Here is a 25,936-nt window from a genome sequence, read left to right as displayed (position 1 = left end):
ATTATCGGTTTAGATAAACTCTTCCTTGAATCGGCTTTCTGACACCGTCATTAAAATAGAGAATATAGAAATAAACCCCGTTTGGCAATATGTTGTTGCCTAAATTGAGTCCGCTCACGGTTGTGGTTCCATCCCAATTTGGCGTATTTCTGTTTCCGGTATAAATCAGGTTACCGTATCTATTGTACACTTCTAATTTAAAATTCGGATAAATGATAGCCAAGTTTTCAATTTCAAAAGTATCGTTGATACCGTCATTATTAGGCGAATAACCATCCGGAATAAGTATGTCGTCACATACGGTCAAATCAACTGTAACTTCCAGACGAACCGAACCTTCACAGCCGCTCGCTGTAGTTAAAGCAGCGTAATACGTAGTTCCCTGAACCAATAAATCCGAAGCACTATAAGCCGTTCCTCCCGTTGATGCGTTGTACCAAATTACTGTTGGGAAGCCAACCAAATTGCCCGATAGATTAGCAATAGTCGGACTATCATCTTCGCAGAAAAGATTACCGTCTTGGATGAGTTGCGGCGTACCCAACTGCGTAACATTGAAATCGATTGGAGGAATAATAGTTCCGGTGACACCACAAGTTGTGGTTACCGAATCGAGTTGAACGATTGTTAACGTAGTTGTTCCGTTATTTACCAATTCTGAGGTCGCAATAGTGAAACTTCCATTCCCACCACTAATAGTGATGGTAATCGTCGTAGTAGCGGTATTAGCACCTGACAGTTGGTAGGTTAAAGTATAATCGCCATCGGCTAAGTTGCCGGCTCCGGTAATAGTAACCAAACTGGCAAAGTTGGCACAAGTATCTTGTACTGTAACTATTGCATTTTGAAAACTTGGCAACGCATTAATTACTAAAGAAACAGAAGCGCTCTCAGTAGTATTGGTACAACCTGTAGTAGCAATTATTCCGAAAATAGTCATTGTGTAATTGCCGGCCAAACTAAAAATGGTTGCCGGAACTGTAAATTGTCCTGCACCACCGGTTATGGTAACATTGCCTGAGTTGTTGGAAGTTGGATTAGTACCCGGAATGGAATAATTGAACTGATACACACCATCGGGTAAGTTAGTGGCTCCCGAAATATAGACAACTAAATCGGTACCATAACAAACAGCTGTTGAACTTAAATTAGTACTGTCAATGTCTGCTAAAGGTCGGACAATAATTTGAGCAGCCACACCAATTAACGTTGTAGAACAATTGGTGATTGTATTTAAGATGGTGTTAAAATTAACCACTGTTGTTCCGATGTTTGGCAGCAAAGAAGCCGGAATATTGAAATTCCCTATTCCACCGGCTATTGTAACTGTAACCGTTTGTCCAGATACTGTATTAGCTCCTACCAAATCATAATTAAGAGTGTAAGTTCCGTCGACCATCCCATTCAAACTAACCACTACATTTGAACCCAAACAAGACGGAGAAATAGTTATATTAAAACTAGCTATTTGCGGATTAGGTAAAATGGTAAACTGAACAGTTTCTGTATCTGTCGAACAAGAATTTGTAACAGTATAAGTATAAGAATAAGTTCCGGCAGCAAAACTGAAAATGGTTAAAGGCGACGTCACAGTTTGTGATGCTGCATCAGTCCAAACACCACCGGTGTCTTCTCCATTTAACAGGGAAGTCAAATCTAAAACCCCAACACTTGGACAAAGTGTTACTATTCCGCTAAAAGTTCCTGCATTTGGCAGCGGATTAACGACTACAGTGACCGTTGATGCCGAATTGGCACATGGTGTCGTTCCTGTAACATTATAAGTAAAAGTATAAGTTCCTACACCAACTAAAGAAGGATTAAAGATATTTCCGGATAAAGCGCCGGTGTTATTATCGTCGTTCCATGTTCCTAGCCCTTGTGTTCCGTCTAGTCCCGTTGTCAAATCCAATGAGGTTACATTGGTACAAGTTGATATTGTTTGACCAATGCCTCCTGAATTTGCTGCCGGAACAACCGTAACAGTAACTGATGCCGAAACAGGAGAACAAAATGGAGAACTAACAGTATAGGTAAATGCCCCTTGGTTGTCAACAGCCGGATTAAATATCCCGGATGCACTGGCCAAAGGCGGTGACCATGTTCCTCCAATTTGTGCAGTTGAACCAAGTAATCCAAATAAATCTTGAGGCCCGTCTGTAGAACACACTACTAAGGTGTTATCAGTTCCTGCTATTGGTAACGGATTAACTATAACAGTCACAGTGGAGGTTGCATTAGCACATGGTGAATTTCCGGTTACAGTATAAGTAAAATTATAGGATCCAACACCTACTGCTGATGGATTAAAAATACTTCCCGTCAAGGCACCGGTGTTATCATCATCACTCCACAATCCGGATTCCTGAGTTCCGTCTAATCCACTTAATAAATCTACTGATATCTCGCTTACGCAAACATTCAATGTTTGACCAACTCCGCCAGAGTTAGGCTCTTGAATAATATTTACAACAACAGTTGCTGAATCTGAATCACACAAGCCTCCCCCTACAGTATAGGTATAAGTCCCTGCTGCATCAATGGTCGGATTAAACAAACCTGTCCCACTTGTTAATGTTGGCGACCATGTTCCTCCTGATTGCGCATTTGGACCTAGTAAACCAAAGAGATCTTGAGGAGGATTGTTCTCACAAAGTGTAATCGTATTATCATCTCCTGCATTTGGAACCGGATTAACAATAACTGTTATCACAGCACTATCGTTATCACAAGGTTGTGAACCTGACAAAGTATAAGTATAGCTTCCCGCAACATCTACTGCAGGGTTAAATATACCGGTTCCGCTGGCTAATGCAGGGGACCATGTTCCCCCGGACTGTGAGTTAGGACCAAGCAATAATGCTAAATCTTGTGACGAACTATTAACGCACAATGTAATTGTATTGTCATTTCCGGCCTCCGGACCCGGTGTTACCGTTACAGTTACGGTGGCCGTATCATCAGTACAAGGCAAAACTCCGGAAATAGTATAAGTATAAACTCCTGAAGTATCTAAAGCCGGATTAAAGATACCCGAACCACTCGCAAGCGCGGGTGACCAAGTTCCTCCAGATTGAGGAGTCCCGGATAATGAAGCAAATAAATCAACTGAATTTTGGTTTGAACATATAGCTAAAATACCATCGTTCCCAGCATCTGGCACGGGGTTAACCGTTACTTGCACACTAGCACTTGAATCCGGACAAGGAGCTACCCCGGTAATTGTATAAGTATAAGTTCCGGCTAAATCAACTGCCGGATTGAATACTCCGGTGCCACTGGTTAAAGTTGGAGACCATGACCCTCCAGCTTGTGCTGTTGGACCTAATAAGGTAAATAAATCAATTGGAGGACTTAACACACATAGTGTAGTTGATGCATTAACTCCCGCTATAGGAGGTTGAGTTACGGTGAGTGTTATGGTATCGCTTTGCGGGTTGATACAACTTGGCGTACCTGCGCTGGCCACACTGATAATGTTGATTGTAGTGTTGGCAGTATAGGTGCCACTGATAGTCGCTGTACCGGAAGCATTCAACGTAATGGTTTGGTTTGCTCCGCCGTTGATGTTATAAGTCACCGTGGCATTTGGCGTTCCGGTGAAAGTAAACGTAGCAGTGCTGTTGGCACAAATCGTAGTCGGACTCACCGATACACTCGCCGTTGGCAGTGGTAATATCGTTAAGGTAGTACTGCTGGTTTGCGGGTTGATACAACTCGGTGTGCCTGCGCTGGCCACACTGATAATGTTGATTGTAGTGTTGGCGGTATAGGTGCCGCTGATAGTCGCTGTACCGGAAGCATTCAACGTAATGGTTTGATTTGCTCCACCGTTGATGTTATAAGTCACCGTGGCATTTGGCGTTCCGGTGAAAGTAAACGTAGCAGTGCTGTTGGCACAAATCGTAGTCGGACTCACCGATACACTCGCCGTTGGCAGTGGTAAGATTGTTATGGTTACAGTAGCTGTATCCGGTACACACAAAGCCGATGAGACAGTATATGTAAAAATATAAGGACTCCCATTTAGGTTCATTGATGAAACATCAAGAGTCCCTTGAGAACCGTTTGTGGTTGACAATGGACCCGACCAGACTCCGGTGTTATCAGGAGTTCCCCCTAATAAATTAAATAAATCAAAAGGTACTGTAGTTGGAACTTGATCAATACATATACTTCTGACCCCATCATTTCCGGCATCATTTAATTCATAAATATTAACCAAAACTTCAAATCTGTCACTACTTTCACAAGGAGGATCGACCGTAGAAGCATAATAAAATTGCCCATTAACCAAAGGTGTAGCAGGATCCAAAGGAATCCCAAATGCAGAAGTTAAATACCAATTATTATTTCCGGTAGCTACCAAATCGGCTACTGTGGGAGGACTTCCAGGAATATTACAAAATTCTTGAACGGAATTTCCTGTTGGAGGCGGCACTAAGCCTACATTAACAAATACAGACAACCTTGATGTTTGACAGCCGGTATCAGGATTAACTTGACTTATGTAATAGATTGTATTATCATTCAAGATGGTTGTCGGAGAAATAGCAACTCCTCCTACAGGAACCGTGTACCATTGTAAATCATTACCATTAATAACAAACTGAGGATTGGAAGGAGTTGCCTGACTCAAATTAGTTACACAAACCCCTTGAAAATTTGCCCCCGTTGGGGCCGAATAAATAGTAACGGTAACACTCTGTCGAACCCCACAAGAACCGGAATTGTCGTCGGCAAAATAGTCTTCGCCATTGACCAAAACCGTAGAAGATGATAAAGCGGTTGTAGAAGTAGCTGTAGCATACCATCTGACACCACCGCCATTATCAACAGCTTGTAAACTGGCAATAGTTGGCGACTGTATATCACAAAAGGACTGGTTAGCATTGGTTATTGTAGGACATTGAGAATACAACAAACTATTCTGCCCAAATAGTGTCAGCAATAAAACACAATTAAAAAAATATTTTTTGGCGAGAGTAGTAATTCTCATAAGCAGTTTGATTAAATACATTTTACCTAATACCTCAAGCCATATTTACATAAAGAACACAACACTGTTATCTAAAATTAACAGCATGCAATATCTTTTGGCATTGTAAAATATTAAGATGAAATTCCCGATACTATATTACTTATAATTTTCAACACAGATTTTGACTTGTTAAAATATTATAAACAAAATAATCAACATTATTAACAATGATTGCGACATGACTTTTAAACACAAGAAAATGCTAATCAATTATTTAAATGAAAAAACTTAAAACAAAAATGAAGTTATCAATAAAAAATGAATGTGTTTAAAAATAAAAATTGTTGATAAGTTTAGCTAAAAGAAAACCTATCAACAATTAATTGTAAAAATCTTACTTCTTTAAAAAAGAGGCTGACTCAAAGAATGCTTCACCTCATTAAACTCAGCGATAACTTCATTGATAATATCCTCAACAGACATAACTTCGTGAATTAATCCGGCTATCTGCCCTATTTCCAATTCGCCATCAGTTAAATCCCCTTCGAACATTCCTCTTTTAGCTCTGGCACGACCTAGAAGCGCTTTCAACTCTTCAATTGAAGGACATTTAGCATACAACTCTTGTAAATCTTCATAAAATTTATTTTTGATTAGCCTAACCGGCGCCAACTCTTTTAAAGTGACTTGGGTATCCCCTTCTTTCACTAAAAGGACAGTTTTTTTGAAATTTTCATGGGCAGAACTTTCAAACGAAGCTACAAATCTTGATCCCATTTGCACACCATCTGCACCTAAAACCATAGCAGCCAACATTCCTCTTCCGGTGGCTATTCCTCCTGCCGCAATTAACGGAATTGAAATTTTTTCTTTCACCATAGGAATTAAGGTTAAAGTTGTTGTCTCTTCTCTACCATTATGTCCTCCTGCTTCAAAACCTTCTGCCACAACAGCATCTACCCCTGCTTCTTGCGCTTTTAAAGCAAATTTAGAACTGCTCACCACATGAACTACGGTAATTCCGTGAGCTTTCAAATGACTTGTCCATGTTTTGGGATTTCCTGCAGAAGTGAACACCACCTTCACGCCTTCTTCAATAATAATTTGAATGATTTCTTCAATATTGGGATAAAGCATTGGCACATTGACTCCAAAAGGCTTGTCCGTAGCTGCCTTACATTTTTGAATGTGTTCTCTGAGTACATCGGGATACATCGATCCAGCGCCGATTAATCCTAATCCACCGGCATTACTAACAGCACTAGCTAATTTATAACCGCTGTTCCAAATCATTCCTCCTTGAATTATGGGATATTTGATATTAAAAAGCTGGGTAATTTTATTCATTATTATAAGAAAGGGTTAAGTTTATTTCTTGATTAACTTCCCGGTTTGTACAAAATCGCGACTCTTGATTGTATAGAGATAAATCCCGGAGGAAAAAGACTCTAAATCTATATCGAAACCGGATTGGATGTTTTGCGCCAACACTAATTGTCCTAAATTATTAAATATGGAAATCGTGGCTGAATCAAAATGATTAGGGAAAGATACTTTTAAGTTTTCTGCAACCGGATTTGGATAGACTAAAAACCTACCAAGAGTAGCATCATTGACTGACAGTTGTGCCAAATTCAAAGCCGTTTGAAAATCGGGGATTCCATACCCAAACTGTGAAGTCGGATTCGCATATCTATCGGCTGATTGTCGGATAAAATCCAATACTTGTTGATTAGTAGCCCAAGGAATAGCTTGCCAGAAACTCGCAATAGCGCCCGCCATGATTGGTCCGGAAAACGAAGTCCCGTTGGCCACACCTATGGTTCCGGTGACACTCGACACAACGGCACCTTGCCCTTGCGCCATAACATCGGGTTTTATCCTTTGGTCAAACGTTGGACCAATAGAACTAAAAGTAGCATAGGTTTCATCGGCCTTTACGGCTCCAACAGCAAATCCGTGTAAAGCATCTGCCGGAACAGCCACGTATGGATTTGGTCCTGAACCTGAATTCCCGGCACTCGAAACACAAATCATTCCTTTGCTAAAAGCGATGTTAGTACCTCTGGAGATAAATGAGGTAGCACCGTCCATATTGGCGTAAGTGTAATTGTAGTTGGGATTGTCATACTGAAAGTAACCCAAAGAAGTATTGATAATATCTGCGCCCAAATAATCCGCCATTTCAGCAGCTTCGACCCAATAACTTTCTTCCAACGGATTCTCAGATGCTGCATCTTCTGTAATGAATAGATAATACTGTGCATCGGGAGCAGTTCCAATCAACTGATTTTCTACATAACCACCCATAGTGGAAAGCACCAAGGTTCCGTGTGAATTCGAAGTGTAAAACTCGCTGGATTGTCCCACAAAATTATAGCCGCCAAGAATTAAATTATTATCTCTTAAACGTTGAAAAGGATTCGCCGTATCCACACCGGGAAAACCGGCATCCATGACTGCTATAATCTTTCCGCTTCCCGTGAAATTCTGTTGGTGTAACTGATGTAAGTTAAGCATTTGTGCTTGATTTCCGGAGTTGCCATAAGCGAAATCAATCTGAGTTTCTAAGACTTTATTGATACTATTGGAAGAATTATTCTGAGCTGAGGCTTGGTTTCTTCCTGAGATATTGAGGCTTTTGTTGGCATATTCAATATGATGAACAAATTCAATTTCGGCTAAGCCATTAATAACTTCCAAACTTCCTCTAACGTGTATCGCATTCATCCATTTGGATTTGGCCTTTACTTCTATTGCGGGAATTGCCTCGATTTGATCTACATAAGACTGATGGATAGGCACATCTTGAATATTGATAGCAATATTTTGATTTGTTCTTCTATCCAAGGCTCTTTGTGAAAGCATTGCCAAAGGATTGTCTAAGTAATATTGCGCATTAGGTTTGTTATTGAAGTATACCCAAGCATCTTCTTGCGCAAAACTGACAGCTGTCAGCAATAAAAAAGTAAAATAATACCATTTTTTCATAGCGCCTTACCATTTGTAAAGTGCTAATTTATGAAATTACTCCCGATCCAACTAATTCATCGCCTATATTCCAAGCTACAAACTGGCCTTCGGTTATAGCTGACTGCGGTTCCTCAAAAGCTACATACAATCCGCTTTCGAATTGATATAAAGTGGCTTTTTGCAAGGCTTGTCGGTAACGAATTCGGGCCATGACTTGCATGGTTTCTCCGTTTTTCAGTGCTAAATCTTCTCGAATCCAATGAATTTCAGAAGGCTGTACTCGAAGTACTCTTCTAAACAAACCCGGATGATTTTGCCCTTGACCAGTATAAATCGCGTTGGTTTTAACGTCTGTAGCAATGATGAATAGCGCTTCTTTGGTTCCGCCAACATTCAGTCCTTTTCGTTGTCCAATCGTAAAATAATGCGCACCTTGATGTTTTCCTACCACTTTACCATCTTCCGGAGTATAGGTTATTCCTTTGGATTCATAGGCTAATTGCTCTTCTAAAGAATGAAAAACCGGCTTTTCTTTACGGTAAATTTTGCTGTCAGCGGCTATCTCATAAATCAAGCCTTCCTTAGGTTGCAATTGCTGTTGTAAAAATTCAGGCAGGCGTACTTTTCCGATAAAGCACAATCCTTGGGAATCTTTTTTCTCAGCGGTTACTAAATCTAATTGCATTGCTATTTCACGCACTTCCGGTTTGGTCAGCTCGCCAATTGGGAAAAGTGCTTTGGACAATTGTTCTTGGGATAACTGACAAAGAAAATAAGATTGGTCTTTGTTTCCGTCCTTACCGGCGAGTAATTGGTATACCGATTGACCATTGACTACTGTTTCGGCTTTGCGACAATAATGACCTGTAGCCACATAATCGGCACCTAAACTTAAGGCAATGTTCATGAAAACATCGAACTTAATTTCTCGATTACACAATACATCGGGATTAGGTGTACGACCTTGTTCGTATTCCTTGAACATATAGTCGACGATTTTCTCTTTGTACTGTTCGCTTAAATCAACTGTTTGAAAAGGAATACCGAGTTTTTCGGCTACCAGAAGCGCATCGTTACTGTCTTCCAACCACGGACACTCATTGGAAATAGTTACCGAATCATCGTGCCAATTTTTCATAAAAAGCCCAATCACTTCGTAACCTTGCTCTTTTAGTAAATAGGCAGCAACACTGGAATCAACACCGCCTGACAATCCGACAACAACTCTTTTCATTTGATTTAAAAAATTTGTTGCAAAATTAGGCTAATATTTAGTTTTCTTGTAGAGGTTTAACTCTTTTTTGGAATTTGCGCCCTTGCTTGTCCATGTTAACGTCTTTGAGCTTACCTTTCTCCAGCACTTTCCACAGGCCTACTTTTTTTCCGTTTTTATAAATACCTTCAGCTGCCAAATTGTTATCGGCTGTTCTGAAAGTTGCTTTACCTTCGTATTGTCCGTTCTTATAATTAGTTTCTTCAAGTACAATACCGTTTTCAGTATAGCTTTTATACACGCCGTCTTTCACTCCATTCTTATAAGTAGTCTCTTCTGCCAAAACACCACTTTTGTAAAACACTTTGCGAACACCATTAAGTTTTCCATTCACATAAAATTCTAAAGTCATGATAGCCGGAGAATTTTCATGATAATACTTCCATTCGCCTTCAAATTGCTTGTTCACTACTTTTCCCTCGCTGACTTTGTTGCTTTTTTGATTGTAAAAAATGGTGTAACAAGAATTGTCTTTCGGATTGAACTCACGCGTTGCTATGACTGTTCCGGCTTTGGTATCGTCAAAAAACTTAAATAAGCCGACTTCTTTACCATGATCGAATGTCCCTTCATAACGCGGACGTTTAGACTCTTCATAAAAACCTTTCCAAAGTCCGTGCTTTTTACCGTTTTCGTCTAATTTATTATAATCCTGCGCCAAGGCAAAAACACTTGAGAACAAAAAAAGAAAGATATATTTCATAAATGTGAGGTTTTATTTCAGCGCTTTATTCGGTACAAATTTATACTAATTCTTGTAACGGAAAAACATCGGGTTTTATTACAACTGCAACTGTTAAATTTATTTTAAAAAAAGTTCTTCGATTTGTTTAACTTTTCTGACACTGATAAAATAAGAAAAATCAAGGAAAAATAGAAGAAAAACACATAACACCCTCAAAAGCAAAGTGTTTCAAAAGTCAAACAAAACTGTTAAAGTATTTATAAATTTAAGTTTTGTTTATCTTTTAACAAAATTAGTTAAACAATGTTTACTAATTTAGCCAAAACATTAAACAAAAAATTATTATGAAAAATCTAATCAAAAAATTGTCTTTAGCATGTATTGCTTTAACGATGTTGTCTTGCAGCGATGATGACAACAACACTCCACAACAACAAACTATTGCTGAAATTGCTAGCGGTAATGCTGACTTTTCAACATTAGTGACAGCTTTGAACCGTACAGGTCTAACTGCAACCCTTAACGGTTCTGGCCAGTTTACCGTATTTGCTCCAACTAATGCGGCATTTCAAACATTCTTCAGTTCGCTAGGTTCCGGAGTAACTGTTGACAATGTTGATGTGAATGTATTGAGAAACATTTTATTGAACCATGTAGTAGCTACTGAAATCAAAAGCTCAGATATTCCTGCTTCAGTTTACGTTTCTACTTTATCACCAATCACTACGGCAGCTAATGCACCTACTATAAGCATGTTTGTGCAAAAATCAGGTGCGACTGTTACTATCAATGGTGGTGCTGACAGCAAAGGGGCAGTTGTTTCAACTGCTGACGTTGATGCCAGCAATGGTGTAATCCACATTGTAAACAGAGTGATACAAATTCCAACTTTAGTAGACCACGTAGTTGACAATCCTGAATTTGACACTTTACAAACTGTGGTAACTAGTACTGGTGGTGCTTTTGGTGATCAGAGCGCTGTTTTAAGTGCTTTGAGCGGATTAACCCCTGCTTCTCCGGCTACTCTATTTGCACCTAACAATGCTGCTTTTACCAGTTTGCTTTCTGAGCTTAGCACTGCCGGAATCTCTCCAACCGGAGCTCAATTTTCAAGTGTATTACAGTACCACGCTGTTGCCGGTAATGTTCGCTCATCAGCTTTATCGGGAATTGTATCAGGTTCCTCTGCCGGTGTAGTACCTACTTTAAACGGTCAGAACATTACTTTCTCATTAACTGGTGGTGCTAAAATTACAGGTGCTTTCACTCCTGCCAGACCTGCAAGCAATATCATTACTACAGATATTCAAGGAAGCAACGGTGTAATTCACGTATTAGATAAAGTATTATTACCTGCCTTATAATTTTCTTTGCTATGGAAAAGAAAAGGCGCAGTTTAAAACTGCGCCTTTTTTATTTTAGAATAATCTGTTAGATTATTTTTTTTTGCCTTGAAGTCTCTTTTGCTCTTCAGCTTGCTCCATCATTTCTCTCATCTTTCTTTGGAACTTGCTTTCTGTTTTTGGCTTGGCTTTATTCTCTTGAATTTGAGCGTGAATTTTATCGCTGTCGATAAAGTATTTCTTAATAACCAACATGATACCGATAGTAATTAAGTTGGAAATAAAGTTATACAAACTCAAACCTGAACCGTAGTTATTGAAGAACAACAACATCATTACCGGTGATAAATAAATCATAATTTTCATGATTTTCCCCATATCCGGCATACCTTCTTGTGGTGGTTGTGACATCACCTGATCACCCGAAGTCATTTTCATATAGAAGAAAATAGCGATAGAAGCTAAAATCGGGAACAAACTGATATGATCTCCATAAACCGGAATACGGAAAGGCAATTTCGCAATCTCATCAAAAGAAGATAAATCCTCTGCCCATAAGAATCCTTTTTGTCTTAACTCGATGGCTGACGGGAAGAACTGGAAGGAAGCATACATAAACGGAATCTGAATTAAGGCCGGAATACAACCCGCCATAGGATTCACACCGGCTTTGTTATACAACTTCATCGTTTCCTGTTGTTTTTTCATCGGATCTTTACTGAATTTTTCACCGATTTCCATAATCTCAGGACGCAACACTTTCATTTTGGCTTGCGATAAAAACGACTTAAAAGTAATTGGCGACATGGCAATCTTAATCAAAATAGTAAATACTATAATGGCGATACCCAATCCCATAAAGGTACTCAAGAAACCAAACAAAGGCACAAAAATGAATTTGTTAATCCAACCGAAAATACCCCAACCTAACGGAATAATTTCATCTAAATTTCTATCGTAGTTATTTAACAAGGTATAATCGGCAGGTCCGTAAAACCAATTCATTTTATAATCTAACTCGCCATTGTTAAACGCCAAAGCAGAGGTAGTTTTAAACTCTTTAGTAAAAATAGTGTCCTTCTCTTCATCCTGCACCAAATCATGCGATTTTAAACTTGCTTTTTCAAATGGTGTTTTGGTTAATAATACTGAAGTAAAGAAATGTTGTTTGTATGCGATGTAAGTCACTTTTTCCGGCGTTTCTTCTTGATCTCTGCCTTGACTTACATAATCATCTTTTCCTTCTTCGTATTCAAATACAATTTCCGCATAACGATTTTCATAAGAGATACTTTTCTCATTGCGATACGTTTTCATATCCCATTGGAAATCGACAGGTTTTGAAGTATTCAATACCGAATTCAATCCTTGAGTACGGATATCGAAATCCAACATATAGTCTTTTGGCTTTAACACATATTTGTATTCCAAGAAAGCGTTATCGCTAGATTTTAGCTTCATCGACAAAACCTGATTGCCGTCTACAGTAGTTAATGTTGGCTCGAAAAATAAATCTTTTGTATTAAGTATTCGATTGTCTTTGGTTTGCAATTGTAAATTGAAATAGGCATTGTTGTCTTTGATCAACTCAACCAACTCTTTCGAATTTTTATCGAACTTCTTAAAGTTTTTTAAAGTGGCTTCTGCAATGTACCCCCCTTTGTTGGCAATTTTTAAAATCACCAAATCGTTTTCAAGAGTAGTAAAGGCTTCTTTAGCAGATGGCAAAGTTGCTGAGTAAGCAAAGCTACCTAATTTGCCTTGCAATTGTTGTATTTTAACCGAATCACCTACTGTAGTATCAGTGATAGTTTGGGCAACTGCTTTGGTATTTTCTTTGTTGCTTTTGGCTTGAATTGCTTTTTCTGTTTTGGCTTTGGCTTCCTCCTTAATTTCGTCTTGACGGTTGTTATACATCATCCATAGGATAATGATAAAGATTAAGGCAAAACCGATAATCGAATTAAAATCAAATTTCTTTTGTTCCATTTTTTAATTATTAGTCGTAAGAAGCAACAAAGACCACTTAGTTGCTTACTGTTTTTTATGATTTACCATTGCGGCCACAAAGCTAACAAAAATTGGGTGCGGATTGGCAACGGTACTCTTATATTCCGGATGGTATTGGACACCGATGAAAAAAGGGTGGTTTTTCAATTCCACAATTTCCACCAAACCGGTTTCAGGATTAACACCCGATGTACTCAAACCAGCGGCTTCCAACTGTTTTCTGTAATCGTTATTGTATTCGTAGCGATGACGATGGCGTTCTTGAATTTGGTTTTTACCATAAATTTTATACGCCAAACTGTCTTCTTGCAAGTCGCATTTCCAGGAACCCAAACGCATAGTACCGCCTTTGTCGGTGATATTTTTTTGTTCTTCCATTAAGGCAATAACCGGATGCTGGGTTTCGTCGTTCATCTCGGTAGAATTGGCATCTTTCCAACCCAATACGGTTCGAGCATACTCGATAACGGCCATTTGCATTCCCAAACAAATTCCGAAAAAAGGAATGTTATTTTCTCTGGCATAGCGAACGGTTTCAATCTTACCTTCAATACCCCTTCCTCCAAATCCTGGCGCGACTAAAATACCATCTAATCCTTGTAACTGTTCGGCAGCATTGGTTTCATCCAAATACTCCGAATGAATACTGATGACATTCACTTTAGTTTGATTGGCGGCTCCGGCGTGGATAAAAGCTTCTAAAATCGATTTATAAGAATCTTGCAACTCGACGTATTTCCCAACCAAACCTACATTTACAGTTTGCTTCGGATGTTTCAATCGGTGTAAAAAGGTATTCCAGTTTTTTAAATCCGGTGCGGATTTTTTCGGCAGATTTAATTTCTTCAGGGCAACGATATCCAATCCTTCTTCCAACATTAGATTCGGCACTTCGTAAATAGTAGAAGCATCGATGGATTGGATTACGGCTTCGCGTTTTACATTGCAAAACAAGGCTAATTTTTGACGCAATTCATCGGACAATTCATGTTCGGTTCTACACACCAAAATATCAGCTTGAATTCCGCTTTCCATCAAAGTCTTAACCGAGTGTTGGGTTGGTTTTGTTTTCAATTCACCTGCTGCTGCCAAGTATGGAATTAAGGTCAGATGGACTACAATACTGTTGCTTTCTCCCAACTCCCAAACCAGCTGACGCACTGATTCGATATAAGGTAACGATTCAATATCGCCGACAGTACCGCCAATTTCGGTGATAACAATATCGTAGTCGCCCGATTTTCCGAGCAACTGCATACGATCTTTGATTTCGTTGGTAATGTGTGGTACAACTTGAACGGTTTTGCCCAGAAATTCTCCTCTTCGCTCCTTTTCAATCACCGAAAGGTAAACCCTACCGGTAGTAACATTGTTGGCTTGAGAAGTCGGCACATTTAAAAATCGCTCATAGTGTCCTAAATCCAAATCCGTTTCAGCACCATCATCGGTTACAAAACATTCGCCATGTTCGTAAGGATTTAAAGTTCCGGGATCGACATTGATATAAGGGTCAAATTTTTGAATAGTAGTTCGGTATCCTCTAGCCTGAAGTAGTTTAGCCAAAGAAGCCGCGATGATTCCTTTCCCCAAAGAGGAAGTCACACCGCCGGTAACAAAAATGTACTTAGTTGGATTCATTGTAAGTTGTATGTTGTGTTGTTGTTGTTTTAAAAAACGAGGCAAAAATACGATTATAATTCGATTGTTAGATTGTTAGAACGTTAGATTTTTAGAAAAAAGAGAATCCAATAATCTGAGCTGTCTAAGCAGTCTAACATTCTAAAAATCTTTCTTAGGATACTGTTTTTTGATGTTGCGCACCAAGGCTTCTAAACCGTTTAATTTCAACTCATAAACCAACTTTAATTGTTCACCCAAAGCGCCTTTAGGAAATCCTTTTTGAGAATACCAAACCACATAATGTTCGGGTAAGTCAATAAGATAATAGCCTTCGTATTTACCGAAGGGCATTTTGGTATGGGCGAGTTTGATGAGGAGTTTTTGTTGGTCGTTCAAAATTACTTCCAATTAAACACGATTTCACGTTTAATATCCGGATGTAAACTGTAGTGAACCGGACAAGTCAAAGCCGTTCTTTCTAAAATGGTTTTAGTCTTCTCGTCGGCTTCGATACTCATATTGAAAGTCACGTGAATTTCTGAAATCCTTCTCGGATCGGCTGCCATCACTTTAGTCACTTCGGCTGTTGAGCCTGAAAAATCAACACCCATTTCTCGGGCTTTGATACCCATAACAGTAAACATACAACTGGCTAAACCATTAGCCACGGTATCGGTTGGTGAAAAAGCTTCTCCTTTACCGTTGTTGTCGATGGGCGCATCGGAGATGATTTCGCTACCGGATTGTAAATGAACGGAAGAGGTTCTTAATTCTCCCAAATAAGTAACTTTTGAAGTAGGCATTATGAGGCTTCTTTGATGGATAAATCAGTATCGTAGTACAGGATGTAAATTCCGCTATTGGAATAGCCGTGAGTACTGTTAGGATTGTAATTGAATTTGCTTTCTATTTGCTCCGAGTCATCGAATTGAATTGTTTGTTCGAATGTTTTCTCCTGAGATAAGCGCAATAACGTATCGAAAGTCACATCGAAACCTCGAATAGCAAAAGCATTAGGAATAATCTTGTTTAGCTTTTTGTATTTGACATCAAACTGATTGGCTTCAACACTTTCATTCGGACGGGTCAACGATGGATATAACAATTTTAATTTGGTCAATCGCGTCAAGGAAATTTCTTCAAAATCTAAGGTTTCGTTCGGCTCCATAATTACCAATTGCACTTGATAGTCCTTTTGGGCCGCTAACATAGCATTGGTAGTAGCCAAAATCATCCCGGTGCTTTCTGAAGCTAATACAACATAATTCATCTTGTCTTTTTTCAGGCAAACTCTCAAACTATCCGCCGAAAAAGTATTCTTAGCCGACAATCCGACGATTCTGGCACTGGCTTGATTTTCTTGCAAGTACTGTTTCACACTCCCTTTTTTCGGATCGACTACAGCTACAACATTACCAGCTTTCGCATTCATAAACTCGAAAATGGAGGCCCGCATTTGCTCTAACGAAGGCATGGATTGGTAAAGGTTGCTGAACTTCTTCCCTGATTCTTTGGATAAGGGAGAAATTACCGGCGTATTGGTTGACTGCAACATTTCAGCCAGTTTTTCTACATTCGCTTGATAGAATGGTCCGATTACCGCATCCATAGCACTAAGATTATTTTCGGTTACTAATGAAGCAGCATCAAACGTATTCTTGGTTTCCTGAGAATCTAAAATTTTGATATCGACATTCATTCCCAATACCCGAGCCGAATCGATGGCCATTAAAGCACCTGAATAAAAATCCAAGGTCATGTTGAGAAACTTGTCTTTCTTCAAACGCGCTTGGGTTGAATTCACCGTATCACTTTCAATTTTGCTGATATTAAACGGTAAAAGTAATGCGAGTTGTTTTCTCGCATTAGTATTTATTTTCTTCATTAAATTGCCTTGTTCTTTTTTGATAGGCTCTTTGCGTTGCCCTTTGGGAACTCGGAGAATCATACCCAACTTAACGCCTTTTTTCAATTCGGGATTCAAAGCTATTAATTCTTGTTCGGTCATCCCGTAATCGTTAGCAATGCTGGAGATGGTTTCTTTTGGACGCACTACATATTCTTCCAAGTATTTTTTGGTACTCACTGTAGGTGCTTTTGGTGTTTCTTCTTTAGTTCTACTGCTTTCAGCTCCCGTTTTACTTTCAGGGTTACCGGAAATCACCAACTTTAAGCCAACCGGAAAATCGTTAACAATAGCCGGATTCAATCGCTCCAATTCCTGTATGGTCATTCCGTATTTTTTAGAAATACCGTATTTGGTTTCTTTAGGTTCGATAGTGTGATAAGTAACATTTGCCTTTGTCACTTCAGGTTTAGATTCCGATTTTACTACTGGCTTTGGAGTTTCTTTCGGCGCTGTTACAGGCTTCTCATAAGTTTCCTGATGTGCAACTGCAGATGGAATTCTGATGGTTTGACCGATTTTCAATCCGTCTTTTAACAACTCTGCATTGGCGGATTTTATAGCATCAACACTAACACCGTATTGTCTGGACAAACTGAACAAAGTCTCTTTAGGCTGTACCAAATGAGTGGTCGAATTCCCTTTGGCCTTGGGAGTAGTTTGTTTCTCTTCTGCTGAAAAAGTCGATGTTGCTACAGTAGGCGGAATTAACAATACGCTGTTGAGTTCAATCCCATTCTGAGAGTCGGGATTGAGTTTGTAAATATCATAAGGTGTAACCTTGTATTTTTGCGCAATCATCGTAATTGTTTCCCCTTGAGCTACAGTATGCTTCACGTATTTATCCTGCTTTGCCGACGTATTAAACGTGACACTCAGTACAAATAGCATTGAGAAAATAATTCGGTTTTTCATAAACAGATACTTTATTTAACGTTAAAGTTAACAAATCTTTTGAAACGCAATAGGAATTGCCTTCTTTTTCATTAACTATTTTTGGTTAACAAAAACTATTCCCATTCAATTGTGGCGGGCGGTTTTGAGCTGATATCATACACTACTCGGTTTACTCCTTTTACTTTATTGATAATTTCATTGGAGATTTTCATCAGGAATTCGTAAGGCAAATGTACCCAATCGGCGGTCATTCCGTCTGTAGATTCTACAGCACGCAAGGCTACAACTTTTTCGTAAGTTCGTTCATCTCCCATAACGCCTACACTATTCACCGGCAACAAGATGGCGCCTGCCTGCCAAACTTTATCGTATAAGCCGTGCTCTTTCAAACCGTTGATAAAAACAGCATCCACTTCCTGTAGTATTCTAACTTTCTCCGGTGTAATCGCCCCCAAAATTCGGATGGACAAGCCCGGTCCCGGGAATGGATGTCTGCCTAAAAGCTCCGGATCAATACCTAATGTTTTACCAACGCGACGCACTTCATCTTTGAATAACATGCGCAATGGTTCAACGATTTGTAGTTTCATGTAATCGGGCAAACCGCCTACATTGTGGTGTGACTTGATGGTTGCGCTTGGTCCTTTCACCGAAACAGACTCGATCACATCAGGGTAAATCGTGCCTTGTGCCAACCATTTCACATCTTCGATGCGATGGGCTTCATCGTCAAACACTTCGATAAATACACGACCAATAGCTTTGCGTTTGGCCTCCGGGTCTTCCACTCCTGCTAAAGCTTCCATAAAACGATCGGTGGCATCTACGCCTTTTACGTTCAAGCCCATGTCTTTGTATTGGTGCAAGACGTTTTCGAATTCGTTTTTGCGCAATAAACCGTTATTCACAAAAATACAGTACAAGTTTTTACCGATAGCTTTGTTCAATAAAACGGCTGCTACGGTAGAATCTACACCGCCGGACAAACCAAGGACTACTCTGTCGTTTTGTAATTTTTCTTGCAATTCTTTAACGCAATCTTCTACAAAAGCGTTTGGCGTAAAGTTTTGTGGTACTTCCGCTATTTTGACTAAGAAATTTTCTAAGAGCTGTTTTCCGTCGGTAGAATGGTATACTTCGGGATGGAATTGAATCGCATAGGTTTTTTCCCCTTCAATGCGATAGGCTGCATTGGCCACGTCTTTGGTACTGGCCAATAAAACACCGTTAGTTGGCAATTGTTTGATGGTGTCGCTATGACTCATCCAAACCTGACTGTTTAAGGCGATTTCGTCAAAAAAGGCTTCATCATCTTTGATGAAAGACAAATTGGCGCGACCGTATTCACGAATGTTACTCGGCGCTACTTCACCACCATTAAAATGTGCTAAATATTGCGCTCCGTAGCACACGGCTAACAAAGGCATTTTGCCTCGAATTTGAGATAAATCAGGATGAGGAGCGTCTTCAGCTCTCACAGAATAAGGGCTACCCGAAAGGATAACTGCTTTGTAGGTCGATAAATCATCCGGAAAATGATTGTAAGGGAAAATTTCGCAGAATATGTTTAATTCGCGAACGCGGCGTGCAATAAGTTGTGTGTATTGCGAACCGAAATCTAAAATAAGTACGTTGTGTTGCATGTGCAAAAGTAGCACTCTCAGTTGAAAATAAAAAATCGAAAACCGACATTTAGCCAAATAAAAAAGCATCCCTTTGAGAGATGCTTTTTGAATTATAGTAAATACGATTACTTCTGTTTAAACGCTTTTACACCCGGGAAATAAGCTGTATTAGCCAATTCTTCCTCAATGCGCAACAATTGGTTGTATTTCGCCATACGGTCGGAACGCGAAGCAGAACCGGTCTTGATTTGACCACAATTTAACGCTACCGCTAAATCGGCTATCGTATTGTCTTCAGTTTCTCCCGAACGGTGAGACATTACGGAAGTGTAACCCGCATTGTGTGCCATATTAACGGCAGCGATAGTTTCTGTTAAAGTACCGATTTGGTTTACTTTTACTAAGATAGAATTCGCAATGCCTTTTTCGATTCCGGTTGACAAACGTTGTACGTTGGTTACAAATAAATCGTCTCCAACCAACTGTACTTTGTCGCCAATTAACTCGGTTAAGTATTTCCAGCCTTCCCAATCGTCTTCGTACATTCCGTCTTCGATGGAAATAATAGGATAATTAGCCGCCAAAGAAGCCAAATATTCAGCTTGCTCTTTTGAGGTTCTTACTTTTCCGGTAGCACCTTCGAATTTGGTGTAATCGTATTTTCCGTCTACATAAAATTCAGAGGCAGCACAATCTAAAGCAATCATTACTTCATCTCCGAATTTGTAACCGGCATTTTCAACCGCTTTTTTAATCGTATCCAAAGCGTCTTCAGTGCCACCGGCTAAGTTAGGCGCGAAACCACCTTCATCACCAACGGCTGTCGACAAATGTCGGTCGTGTAACACTTTTTTCAAGTGGTGGAAAATCTCAGTTCCCATTTGCATGGCGTGGGTAAAATTTTGGGCTTTTACCGGCATAATCATAAACTCTTGAAACGCGATTGGCGCATCAGAGTGTGACCCACCGTTGATGATGTTCATCATCGGCACCGGCAAAGTATTGGCAGAAACACCACCAACGTAACGGTACAAAGGCAAACCTAATTCGTTAGCAGCCGCTTTGGCTACAGCTAAAGAAACCCCTAAAATGGCATTGGCACCTAAGTTAGATTTATTAGCCGTTCCGTCTAAATCAATCATCAATTGGTCGATGTGGTTTTGTTCGAAAACCGAAACGCCCATCAATTCCGGAGCAATTTTAGTATTGACATTCTCCACGGCTTTCAAAACACCTTTCCCCATATAGGCTTTTCCGCCATCTCTCAACTCTACCGCTTCGTGTTCGCCGGTAGAAGCTCCGCTGGGAACAGCAGCGCGACCTAGAACGCCGTTTTCGGTTACTACATCTACTTCAATAGTCGGATTTCCTCTGGAGTCCAAGATTTGTCTTGCGTGTACTTTGATAATAATACTCATTTTTATAATATTAAATATTTGATATTAGATTTTAGCTATATCACAAATATATTCCATCTTTATTTAAGAATTTGACAATTGAGCCGAATGTTATTAACGCAAACGATTTAGTATTGTCGAATTTTCAGTAGCGAATGATTCGGGCTTTTTTGTTGTCCATATTCCCGCTGTCCGAGTTACGCGGTAACGCTTCCCATCGGGGCTAATGAAGCAGCCTTAAACCGTTTGTAAGGTTTTGGCTTTCTCGATATTGGCTACAAACTCGTCAAACAAATACTCGGCGTCGTGTGGTCCCGGACTGGCTTCCGGATGGTATTGCACCGAGAAACAATTTTTAGATTTCATGCGCATTCCGGCTACGGTATTGTCGTTGATGTGATAGTGTGTAATTTCCAAATCGGGATGTTTTTCCAGTTCTTCTCTGTTGACAGCAAATCCGTGGTTTTGCGAAGTTATTTCTCCTTTTCCAGTTAGCACGTTCATGACAGGATGATTTATTCCTCGGTGACCGTTGAACATTTTATAAGTTGAAACACCGTTAGCTAAACCAATGATTTGGTGACCGAGACAAATTCCGAAAACCGGTTTGTCAGATGCAATCATTTGTTTAGCCGTTTCAATTACTTCAGTTAACGGCTCCGGATCGCCGGGACCGTTGGACAAGAAATAACCATCTGGATTAAAGGATTTTAAATCTTCAAACGGCGTGTTGTACGGAAACACTTTAATGTAGCAATCGCGTTTGGCTAGGTTTCTCAAGATGTTTCTTTTGATGCCTAAGTCGAGAGCGGCAATTTTATAAGTAGCGTTTTCGTCACCGAAAAAGTACGGTTCGGTTACCGATACTTTGGAGGCTAACTCTAAACCTTTCATATCCGGTACTTGAGCCAGTAAGGTTTTTAATTCTTCTATCGGAGTACCATCGGTGCAAATTACGGCGTTTTGGGCGCCGTTGTCTCGGATGTAACTCACTAAAGCGCGGGTATCGACATCGGAAATACAGATAAGATTTTGCTTTTCGAAATAGTCGTATAAGTTGCTTTCTGAGTCGGGGCGCGAATGGGTAAAACTGAAATTTTTACACACCAATCCTGAAATCATGATTTTATCGGCTTCGACTTCGTTGGCGTTAACACCGTAGTTACCGATGTGCGGATTGGTGGCAACCATGATTTGTCCGAAATAGGATGGATCAGTGAAGATTTCCTGGTAACCGGTCATTCCGGTGTTGAAACAAACTTCTCCGAAGGTTTTCCCTGAGATACCGATGGATTTACCATAGAAAATAGTACCGTCGGATAGTAGTAGTAAGGCTTGTGGTCTTGTAGTGTACTTCATTTGTTGTGCTGTGTGTGTGTTAGTTGTTGCCCTTCGACAAGCTCAGGGTGACAGTTTTAGTTAGCTATAGGCAAAATTACTTTATTGTGTTGTGATTATAAAACGGAATTATTAAAGTTTATAAACATTCCTTAAGATTCCTTTTAGCCCCGATTCCTTCGGCAATTCGCTACACTCGTGTGAAGTGGAAATCCTTTACTGTTTTTGGAAAAAGCCCTTCGACTGCGCTCAGGGTGACAAACAGTAAAGATTGTAACGCAAAGCGGGAAAATGGTATGCCGGTAAATCCCGAGCCATTCGATTCTAAACCTCTACAATGTTCAGAATAGTGCAAAAAAAAAGGATAAACAAAACTGTTTATCCTTTATATTTAAGAGTGGGCAACCATTAGGCTTGCTCTTCTTTAGATTCTTCGTCAGCCGGAGCTTCAGGCGTTTGGTCTGCGGCAGGAGCTTCTGCTACCGGAGTTTCTTCAACAGCCGGAGTTTCTTCCACTACATCTTCTACAACCTGTGCAGGAGCTTCTGCTTTAGGTGCAGCTGCTACAGGAGCTTTCTCGGTTGAAGTCGATTTTTTAGCACGACGTGTTCTACCTTTTTTCTCCTCTTTTTTACCTCCGTTGTATAGTTCGTTGAAGTCTACCAACTCGATCATGGCCATATCAGCGTTATCTCCCAAACGGTTCCCTAACTTGATGATACGAGTGTATCCTCCCGGACGGTCACCAACTTTAGCAGCTACTTCTCTGAACAATTCAGTTACTGCATATTTGTTTCTGATGTAAGCGAAAACAATACGTCTGTTGTGCGTAGTATCTTCTTTTGATTTGGTTACTAACGGCTCAACAAATTGTTTAAGCGCTTTGGCTTTAGCAACAGTGGTAATAATGCGTTTGTGCTCGATAAGAGAACAAGCCATATTAGCCAACATAGACTTTCTGTGTCCGGTTTGTCTGCTTAAGTGATTTACTTTTTTTCCGTGTCTCATGACGTACTTTTTTTAACCTTCATCTTGCTACAATCCGCTTTGGAGAGCAAAATATGAAGTAATTTATTCTTTATCTAGTTTATATTTGCTTAAGTCCATTCCGAAAGTCAAATTTTTGTTGGCTACCAACTCATCTAACTCAGTTAATGATTTTTTACCAAAATTGCGGAACTTCATTAAGTCGTTTTTATTGAAAGATACAAGATCTCCTAAGGTGTCAACTTCGGCTGCTTTCAAACAGTTCAAGGCTCTTACAGACAAGTCCATATCAACCAATTTGGTTTTCAACAGTTGTCTCATGTGTAATGATTCTTCGTCGTAAGATTCTGTTTGAGCAATTTCATCAGCTTCCAATGTGATTCTCTCATCGGAGAACAACATAAAGTGGTGAATCAAAACTTTAGCAGCTTCTGTTAGGGCATCTTTCGGATTGATTGAACCATCAGTTTTGATTTCAAAAACCAATTTTTCGTAATCTGTTTTTTGCTCCACACGGAAGTTTTCAATCGCGTATTTCACATTTTTTACCGGAGTAAAAATAGAATCGATGAAAATGGTACCGATAGCTGCATTTTGTTTTTTGTTCTCCTCAGCAGGAACATAACCACGACCTTTCTCGATAGTCAATTCCATGTTAAGATTTACTTTGCTGTCAAGATTACAAATTACCAATTCCGGGTTTAACACTTGGAATCCAGAGATGAACTTTTGGAAGTCACCTGCTGTAATTTGGTCTTTTCCGGAGATAGAGATAGAAACCGTTTCGTTATCAACCTCTTCAATTTGACGTTTGAAACGTACTTGTTTAAGGTTAAGGATAATTTCGGTTACATCTTCTACCACTCCTGAAATAGTAGAGAACTCATGCTCAACGCCTTCGATACGAACCGAAGTGATGGCATATCCCTCTAAAGCAGAAAGTAAAACTCTTCTAAGGGCATTACCTACGGTCAATCCGTATCCCGGTTCTAAAGGTCTGAATTCAAATTTACCTTCAAAATCGGTAGAATCGATCATGATAACTTTATCGGGCTTCTGAAAATTAAATATTGCCATAATTTAGACGAATGTCAATTATTATTTGTTGTACAACTCTACGATTAATTGTTCTTTGATGTTTTCTGGAATTTGAAGTCTTTGAGGAACAGAAACAAAAGTTCCTTCTTTAGTATCGTTATTCCATGTAATCCACTCGTATACGTGAGAAGAGTTGGCTAATGAACGCTCGATAGCTTCAACAGATTTAGATTTTTCACGAACAGCTACTTTATCACCGGCTTTCAAGTGGTAAGACGGGATGTTTACCAATTCACCGTTAACTGTGATGTGACGGTGAGAAACGATTTGTCTTGCAGCTCTTCTTGAAGGTGCAATTCCCATTCTGTATACTACGTTGTCTAAACGAGCTTCACATAATTGTAAAAGAATTTCACCGGTTACTCCTTTAGAAGCAGCCGCTTTTTCGAACAAGTTTCTGAATTGTTTTTCCAAAATACCGTAAGTGTATTTTGCTTTTTGTTTCTCCATTAACTGAACAGCATACTCGGATTTTTTACCGCGTTTTTTTGCCATTCCGTGTTGTCCCGGAGGGTAATTTCTTTTTTCGAAGGCTTTGTCTTCTCCGAAAATTGCTTCGCCGAATTTACGGGCGATTTTTGTACTTGGACCAGTATATCTTGCCATTTTAAATTGTTTTAAGACAGAGGTTATGAATTCAGGTCGAATCCTTCGATAACCTTGGTTCTGCCTTGATTATACTATAATTATACTCTACGTCTTTTAGGAGGACGACATCCGTTGTGCGGCATTGGTGTAACGTCGATGATTTCGGTTACTTCAATACCTGAGTTATGAATAGATCTGATAGCAGACTCACGTCCGTTACCAGGTCCTTTAACATATACTTTTACTTTTTTAAGACCAGCTTCTAAAGCAACTTTTCCACAATCTTCGGCAGCCATTTGAGCTGCGTACGGAGTGTTCTTTTTAGAACCTCTGAAGCCCATTTTACCGGCTGAAGACCAAGAAATAACTTCACCTTTTTTGTTAGTTAACGAAATGATGATGTTGTTGAAGGTTGCATTAATATGAGCCTCACCCGTTGATTCAACGATAACTTTACGTTTTTTTGCAGTCGTTTTAGCCATACTATTTATTATTTAGTTGCTTTTTTCTTGTTAGCAACAGTTTTTCTTTTACCTTTTCTTGTTCTAGAGTTGTTCTTAGTTCTTTGTCCTCTTAAAGGAAGACCAGATCTGTGACGGATTCCTCTGTAACATCCGATATCCATCAAACGTTTGATGTGCAATGACACTTCTGAACGAAGCTCACCTTCAATTTTGTAGTATGAAACGGCATCACGGATTGCTCCGATTTCGTCGTCATTCCACTCTTGAACTTTTTTATCTTGGCTAACTTGAGCTTTTTCTAAAATCTCAATAGCTCTGCTTTTACCAATTCCGAAGATGTAGGTCAAAGCGATAACTCCTCTTTTGTTTTTTGGGATGTCTACCCCTGCTATTCTTGCCATAACTTATCCTTGTCTTTGTTTAAATCTAGGATTCTTTTTATTAATCACGTACAATCTGCCTTTGCGACGTACGATAATGCACTCGGCACTTCTTTTTTTAACTGATGCTCTTACTTTCATATTAGTTAGCTTTAGTATCTATAAGTAATTCTTGCTTTGGATAAATCGTAAGGGCTCATTTCCAATTTCACTTTGTCACCTGGTAACAATTTGATGTAATGCATACGCATTTTTCCGGAAATATGAGCAATTACAACGTGTCCGTTTTCTAATTCTACACGAAACATCGCATTGGATAATGCTTCAATGATGGTTCCGTCTTGTTCTATTGCTGATTGTTTTGCCATAAA

At 39.5% G+C, this 25,936-nt stretch carries 21 protein-coding genes; 1 reads left to right on the top strand and 20 read right to left on the bottom strand.

Annotated elements, in window-relative coordinates; all coding sequences use genetic code 11:
- Window position 1 precedes the first annotated feature (1 nt).
- The 5 genes from Q0M21_RS12185 to Q0M21_RS12165 all read right to left on the bottom strand — a co-directional run bounded on the left by Q0M21_RS12185 (window position 2) and on the right by Q0M21_RS12165 (window position 9,930).
- Window positions 2-4,999, bottom strand: a complete 4,998-nt coding sequence (locus Q0M21_RS12185; protein ID WP_295338745.1) for a gliding motility-associated C-terminal domain-containing protein — start codon at window positions 4,997-4,999, stop codon at window positions 2-4.
- Window positions 5,000-5,383: 384 nt separating this feature from the next.
- Window positions 5,384-6,328, bottom strand: coding sequence for a nitronate monooxygenase (locus Q0M21_RS12180; protein ID WP_295338742.1), 945 nt, complete (start codon window positions 6,326-6,328; stop codon window positions 5,384-5,386).
- 21 nt (window positions 6,329-6,349) lie between these two features.
- The gene (locus Q0M21_RS12175; RefSeq protein WP_295338739.1) at window positions 6,350-7,972 is read right to left on the bottom strand and encodes a S8 family serine peptidase; all 1,623 of its coding nucleotides are present in this window, start codon (window positions 7,970-7,972) and stop codon (window positions 6,350-6,352) included.
- Window positions 7,973-8,000: 28 nt separating this feature from the next.
- Entirely contained in the window at window positions 8,001-9,188 is a 1,188-nt protein-coding gene (mnmA, locus tag Q0M21_RS12170; protein WP_295338735.1) for a tRNA 2-thiouridine(34) synthase MnmA, read from the bottom strand.
- A gap of 37 nt (window positions 9,189-9,225) precedes the next feature.
- Window positions 9,226-9,930 (bottom strand): hypothetical protein, encoded by a 705-nt coding sequence (locus Q0M21_RS12165; protein ID WP_295338732.1) that lies wholly within the window; start codon window positions 9,928-9,930, stop codon window positions 9,226-9,228.
- A gap of 326 nt (window positions 9,931-10,256) precedes the next feature.
- Between Q0M21_RS12165 and Q0M21_RS12160 the strand changes: the two genes are divergently transcribed.
- Window positions 10,257-11,276 carry a fasciclin domain-containing protein gene (locus Q0M21_RS12160; RefSeq protein WP_295338729.1) on the top strand — a complete coding sequence of 340 codons (1,020 nt, stop codon included), beginning with the start codon at window positions 10,257-10,259 and terminating at the stop codon, window positions 11,274-11,276.
- Between the two features lie 72 nt (window positions 11,277-11,348).
- On the opposite strand, the gene yidC is transcribed toward Q0M21_RS12160, so the two are convergent.
- The 15 genes from yidC to infA all read right to left on the bottom strand — a co-directional run bounded on the left by yidC (window position 11,349) and on the right by infA (window position 25,933).
- Complete coding sequence (gene yidC, locus Q0M21_RS12155) at window positions 11,349-13,244, bottom strand: membrane protein insertase YidC (protein ID WP_295338725.1); 1,896 nt, start codon at window positions 13,242-13,244, stop codon at window positions 11,349-11,351.
- A 45-nt stretch (window positions 13,245-13,289) separates the two neighbouring features.
- A complete protein-coding gene (locus tag Q0M21_RS12150; protein ID WP_295338722.1) occupies window positions 13,290-14,903 on the bottom strand; it encodes a CTP synthase in 1,614 nt (537 codons plus the stop codon).
- Between the two features lie 141 nt (window positions 14,904-15,044).
- Window positions 15,045-15,281, bottom strand: coding sequence for a DUF3820 family protein (locus Q0M21_RS12145; protein WP_295338802.1), 237 nt, complete (start codon window positions 15,279-15,281; stop codon window positions 15,045-15,047).
- Between the two features lie 2 nt (window positions 15,282-15,283).
- Window positions 15,284-15,688, bottom strand: coding sequence for an OsmC family protein (locus tag Q0M21_RS12140; protein ID WP_295338717.1), 405 nt, complete (start codon window positions 15,686-15,688; stop codon window positions 15,284-15,286).
- Window positions 15,688-17,706 (bottom strand): LysM peptidoglycan-binding domain-containing protein, encoded by a 2,019-nt coding sequence (locus Q0M21_RS12135; protein WP_295338714.1) that lies wholly within the window; start codon window positions 17,704-17,706, stop codon window positions 15,688-15,690. Before Q0M21_RS12135 ends, Q0M21_RS12140 begins: the two co-directional genes overlap by 1 nt.
- Window positions 17,707-17,801: 95 nt before the next feature.
- Window positions 17,802-19,331, bottom strand: a complete 1,530-nt coding sequence (guaA, locus tag Q0M21_RS12130; RefSeq protein ID WP_295338711.1) for a glutamine-hydrolyzing GMP synthase — start codon at window positions 19,329-19,331, stop codon at window positions 17,802-17,804.
- A gap of 107 nt (window positions 19,332-19,438) precedes the next feature.
- The gene (gene eno / locus Q0M21_RS12125) at window positions 19,439-20,731 is read right to left on the bottom strand and encodes a phosphopyruvate hydratase (protein ID WP_295338708.1); all 1,293 of its coding nucleotides are present in this window, start codon (window positions 20,729-20,731) and stop codon (window positions 19,439-19,441) included.
- A 216-nt stretch (window positions 20,732-20,947) separates the two neighbouring features.
- A complete protein-coding gene (gene carA / locus Q0M21_RS12120; protein ID WP_295338705.1) occupies window positions 20,948-22,069 on the bottom strand; it encodes a glutamine-hydrolyzing carbamoyl-phosphate synthase small subunit in 1,122 nt (373 codons plus the stop codon).
- Between the two features lie 387 nt (window positions 22,070-22,456).
- Window positions 22,457-23,056, bottom strand: a complete 600-nt coding sequence (rplQ, locus tag Q0M21_RS12115; RefSeq protein ID WP_295338702.1) for a 50S ribosomal protein L17 — start codon at window positions 23,054-23,056, stop codon at window positions 22,457-22,459.
- A 63-nt stretch (window positions 23,057-23,119) separates the two neighbouring features.
- Window positions 23,120-24,112, bottom strand: coding sequence for a DNA-directed RNA polymerase subunit alpha (locus tag Q0M21_RS12110; protein WP_295338700.1), 993 nt, complete (start codon window positions 24,110-24,112; stop codon window positions 23,120-23,122).
- A 21-nt stretch (window positions 24,113-24,133) separates the two neighbouring features.
- On the bottom strand, window positions 24,134-24,739 hold the full coding sequence (gene rpsD / locus Q0M21_RS12105; protein ID WP_295338697.1) for a 30S ribosomal protein S4: 606 nt from the start codon (window positions 24,737-24,739) through the stop codon (window positions 24,134-24,136).
- 80 nt (window positions 24,740-24,819) lie between these two features.
- Window positions 24,820-25,203, bottom strand: a complete 384-nt coding sequence (gene rpsK / locus Q0M21_RS12100; RefSeq protein ID WP_133533891.1) for a 30S ribosomal protein S11 — start codon at window positions 25,201-25,203, stop codon at window positions 24,820-24,822.
- Window positions 25,204-25,211: 8 nt separating this feature from the next.
- Complete coding sequence (gene rpsM / locus Q0M21_RS12095) at window positions 25,212-25,586, bottom strand: 30S ribosomal protein S13 (RefSeq protein ID WP_290877559.1); 375 nt, start codon at window positions 25,584-25,586, stop codon at window positions 25,212-25,214.
- Between the two features lie 3 nt (window positions 25,587-25,589).
- Window positions 25,590-25,706, bottom strand: coding sequence for a type B 50S ribosomal protein L36 (gene ykgO, locus Q0M21_RS12090; protein ID WP_002987490.1), 117 nt, complete (start codon window positions 25,704-25,706; stop codon window positions 25,590-25,592).
- A gap of 11 nt (window positions 25,707-25,717) precedes the next feature.
- Window positions 25,718-25,933, bottom strand: coding sequence for a translation initiation factor IF-1 (gene infA, locus Q0M21_RS12085; protein ID WP_026725626.1), 216 nt, complete (start codon window positions 25,931-25,933; stop codon window positions 25,718-25,720).
- Between the last annotated feature and the right edge of the window lie 3 nt (window positions 25,934-25,936).

Source organism: Flavobacterium sp., from assembly GCF_024710485.1.
Taxonomy (GTDB): Bacteria; Bacteroidota; Bacteroidia; order Flavobacteriales; family Flavobacteriaceae; genus Flavobacterium.
This window is presented reverse-complemented; position numbering and strand designations above follow the sequence as displayed.